Source organism: Rhodococcus sp. IC4_135, assembly GCF_011602025.1.
In the GTDB taxonomy this organism is placed as follows: Bacteria; Actinomycetota; Actinomycetes; order Mycobacteriales; family Mycobacteriaceae; genus Rhodococcus_F; species Rhodococcus_F baikonurensis.
This window is the reverse complement of record NZ_JAAOLG010000084.1, coordinates 1-3,720: the sequence shown is the minus strand read 5'-3', so window position 1 is coordinate 3,720 and position 3,720 is coordinate 1. Positions and strand designations below refer to the sequence as shown.

At 65.4% G+C, this 3,720-nt stretch carries 5 protein-coding genes and 1 pseudogene; 5 read left to right on the top strand and 1 reads right to left on the bottom strand.

The features are described from left to right. The 5 genes from G8767_RS34955 to G8767_RS34935 all read left to right on the top strand — a co-directional run. On the top strand, positions 1-221 hold a 221-nt coding region (locus G8767_RS34955), incomplete at its 5' end, for a hypothetical protein (protein WP_166814252.1). A 14-nt stretch (positions 222-235) separates the two neighbouring features. Next, positions 236-688, top strand: a complete 453-nt coding sequence (gene trxA / locus G8767_RS34950) for a thioredoxin (protein WP_166814250.1) — start codon at positions 236-238, stop codon at positions 686-688. Next, a complete protein-coding gene (locus tag G8767_RS34945) occupies positions 685-951 on the top strand; it encodes a UBP-type zinc finger domain-containing protein (RefSeq protein WP_166814248.1) in 267 nt (88 codons plus the stop codon). Before trxA ends, G8767_RS34945 begins: the two co-directional genes overlap by 4 nt. Next, entirely contained in the window at positions 929-2,656 is a 1,728-nt protein-coding gene (locus G8767_RS34940; protein ID WP_166814246.1) for an FAD-dependent oxidoreductase, read from the top strand. The genes G8767_RS34945 and G8767_RS34940 overlap by 23 nt, the downstream gene beginning before the upstream one ends. Positions 2,657-2,669: 13 nt before the next feature. Beyond that, entirely contained in the window at positions 2,670-3,110 is a 441-nt protein-coding gene (locus G8767_RS34935) for a DUF1931 family protein (protein WP_193604872.1), read from the top strand. A 212-nt stretch (positions 3,111-3,322) separates the two neighbouring features. On the opposite strand, the pseudogene G8767_RS34930 reads toward G8767_RS34935, so the two are convergent. Beyond that, a pseudogene (locus G8767_RS34930) lies at positions 3,323-3,720 on the bottom strand (hypothetical protein); the annotation flags it as partial.

Here is a 3,720-nt window from a genome sequence, read left to right as displayed (position 1 = left end):
TGGATATCACGCCGGAGGCACGCCGGCTGATCGCCGAACACGGTTTCGACCCTGTCTACGGTGCGCGGCCGCTGCGCCGGTACATCGCCCACGAGGTCGAGACCAAGATCGGTCGTGCGCTGTTGCGGGGTGAAATCAAACCGGGTGGCACCATCAGCGTCACGGTGGACGGCGGCGAGCTTGCCGTCGCGTATGCCGAACCCGCCGTCGCGGCGGCCTGAGAAGAGGTGTCGTCATGGGATCCGACAAGGTGAAGTGCCCGCACTGCGGCAAGACCAACAACATCCCGGCAGCAGGGGAAGGAAAACCTCGCTGCGGGAACTGCCACGAGCCGCTGCCCTGGATCGCCTCGGCAGGGGACGGTGACTTCGCGGAGATCGTCGAAAAATCCTCGGTGCCTGTGCTCGTCGATCTGTGGGCGACGTGGTGCGGCCCGTGTCGCATGGTCAGCCCCGCGCTCGAGCAGCTCGCCACAGAACACGCCGGCCAGATCAAGCTGGTCAAGGTCGACGTCGATGCTGCACCCCGGACGGCTGAACGATTCACCGTCCGCGCCGTACCGACTCTGCTGGTGATGGACCGGGGTGAAGTCCTCGCTCGCCAGGCGGGCGCAGCTCCGGTACCCCAGCTGCGCACGTGGCTCGATCAGGCGCTCTCGGAAAATGCAGGCAAGGAGGCGAAGCCATGACCTCGGTCCATGCCGACCCGCACGTGACCGCGATCCGGGCCGTGGTGCCCCGGACCCCACAGGGCTGCGAGGAATGTCTTCGCCTCGGCACCCCGTGGGTGCATCTGAGGCTGTGCCTGACGTGCGGACACGTCGGTTGCTGCGACTCTTCGCCGGGCAGGCACGCGAATGCTCACGCTCACGCCATCGGGCATCCGATCGTCCAGTCGATGGAGCCCGGCGAGGATTGGCGGTGGTGTTATGTCGACCAGAACTTCGTCTGAGGACGCCGCACCCGCCCGCGACAGTCCGCCGGTCGACGACGAGACCCCGGACGAGGAGGGCGCCTTCCCGCGGCTGACGGACGACCAGGTCGCGACGCTCGAGGTCGGTGGCTCGCGTCGACCGGTTCACGCCGGCGAGGTGCTGATCCGAGAAGGCGCGCCTGACAACGACTTCTTCGTCATCCTTTCCGGAAAGATCGTAGTCGTCGACGAAGGCGACGCGGACGGCGAACGCCGGATACTGCGCGTGCACGGTCCCCGCCGCTTCCTGGGCGAGCTCGGACTGCTGGAAGGTCAGGTGGCGTTCTTCACCGCCGAAGCGATCGAGGACGGCGAGATACTCGTCGTCCCGGCCGAGCAGGTACGCCAGCTGATTGCCCACGACCTCGTGCTCAGCGATTTGATCCTGCGCGCCTACCTTGTGCGTCGGCACTTGCTGATCGGGCTCGGCTCCGGATTCCGGATCATCGGCTCCTGCTTCTCCCCGGATACGTTGCGACTTCGTGAGTTCGCGATGCGAAACCGTCTGCCCCACAAGTGGTTCGACTTGGAACAGGACGAACGAGTGGAGCAGCTGCTACGCAGCCTGAACGTCGCACCCGAGGACACACCCGTCGTGATCTGGCACGGCGAGAAGGTGCTGCGCAATCCGACGAATGCGGAACTCGCACGCGTCGTCGGGCTTCCTGTCCCGGCACCCGTCGCGGACGCAGCCAAGGACGTCTACAACCTCGTCGTCGTGGGTGCCGGACCGGCCGGCCTGGCCGCATCGGTGTACGGCGCCTCGGACGGGTTGAACACGGTGACGTTGGAGCGGATCGCTGCGGGCGGCCAAGCCAGTACCTCATCCCGGATCGAGAATTATCTGGGATTCCCCGCCGGGGTCTCCGGCTCCGAATTGGCCGAGCGAGCCGTGCTCCAGGCCGGGAAGTTCGGCGCCCGCATCCTGGTGTCGGCAGAAGTGACCGGTTTGGGATCCGAGGCCGGGAACCATGTGCTCCGACTGGCGGACGGCGGGTCGGTGCACGCCCGGGCCGTTGTGCTCGCCGCCGGGGCGCGGTACCGCAAGTTGGCCGTTCAGGGGATCGAGGCGCTGGAAGGAACAAGCGTGTACTACGCCGCAACGCATCAGGAAGCACGGATATGCGGCACCGACCCGATAGCCATCGTCGGTGGCGGCAACTCCGCCGGCCAGGCCGCCGTCTTCCTCGCCGAGCACGTCTCACAGGTGCACCTGCTCATCCGCGGCGATGACCTCGGGAAGAGCATGTCCCGATACCTGGTCGACCAGATCGAACACCATCCGCGGGTCACCGTGCACCGGCACACCGAGATTCGTGCGGTCCACGGCGAGAAATACCTCGAAGCAATTGCAGTCGAGGACAATCGCACCGGCGACCAGGACACGATTCGGGTGCGCGCCCTGTTCGTCTTCATCGGGGCGGTACCGCACACCGGGTGGCTTGCCGACGCGATCGCACTCGACGACCACGGCTTCGTCCTCACCGGTGTGGACGCGATCCACGCGCGAGCGGACGGCAGCCTGCCAATCAACGGCGGCCTGTCCAGGACGCTCGAAACCAGCCTGCCCGGCCTGTTCGCGGCGGGCGACATCCGCCGCGGTTCGGTGAAACGAGTCGCATCCGCCGTCGGTGAAGGAGCGATGGCCGTACGCCAAATCCATGAATACTTCGAAAGGAGCTGACGACATGCCAGTAATGGGCACCGTGAAATTCCAGCGGTTCTTCAGGGCAGCGGCCGGACTGCAGGTCGACCGGAACGATCTCAAGCGCTATACCGATTTCATCGACGACAAGATCTACGACCTGATCCTGATCGGCAAGGCCTCGGCAAAGGCAAACCTGCGGGACGTGATCGAACCGTGGGACCTGCCGATCACCAAGGGGCTGCAGGAGAGCATCCACCGGTTCGAGAAGCTGGACGAGGAGATCGAACTACAGCCTCTGCTCGATCAACTGACCGCCCGCCCGCCCTTGGACGTGGCCCTCTCCGAGGAGACAGAGCAACGACTGCCGCTGATCGCAGGAGGGTTGAGCGTAGCGCTGGCGCACACCTTCGCCACGATCGAACCGGACCGCAAGAACCCCGGCACCGCCGAATGGAACGTTGCCTTCGACATCTTCCATCTCTTGCTCTGACCAGTCAGTTCCGGCAACAAAGCCGCTCCGCCGTCACCGTGGCCGGATCGGTCAGTAGTGGAGTCTGCGGCACAGCAGTCAGCCATCGGTCGGTCACCGAGAACTTCTCCTCCCCGACGTAGTCATCGACAATTGTGCCTCGCGGTGGAGTCGAGTAGGGACCTCCCCGATGAAGCACCAGGGCAGGTTCGCGCGCGCTTCGCCGATCGCGTTTACCCCGCCTCATTCGACGGCTGCCGCGTCTCCTCGATGCGTTGCCGCTGCCGGACCCCGTACGCCGCATCCTTGACCGCGGCGTCGTCCTCGAGACCCGACCCGAGCGCCCCACCGATGGTCGCGATGGACGCCAGCAACCAGGTAAGCGTCAGGTAGTCGAAGAAGTTCACCCCGTGCCCGAGAACACGGGACAGCAGTTCCGGGGGAAGAGTCAGACACGCGGTGAACAGCAGCAGGCAGAACAGGGCCACATGCAGCACGACGACACCGATGACCAGGGTGACTACGGTCGCGGTGTTGTACAGCACCGATCGATCGCGTTCCGCCGGCGACTTCGGCCGCTCCCAGAGTTCGTGGTCGAGGATCAGCCAGAGAATGATCGCCACGATCGACA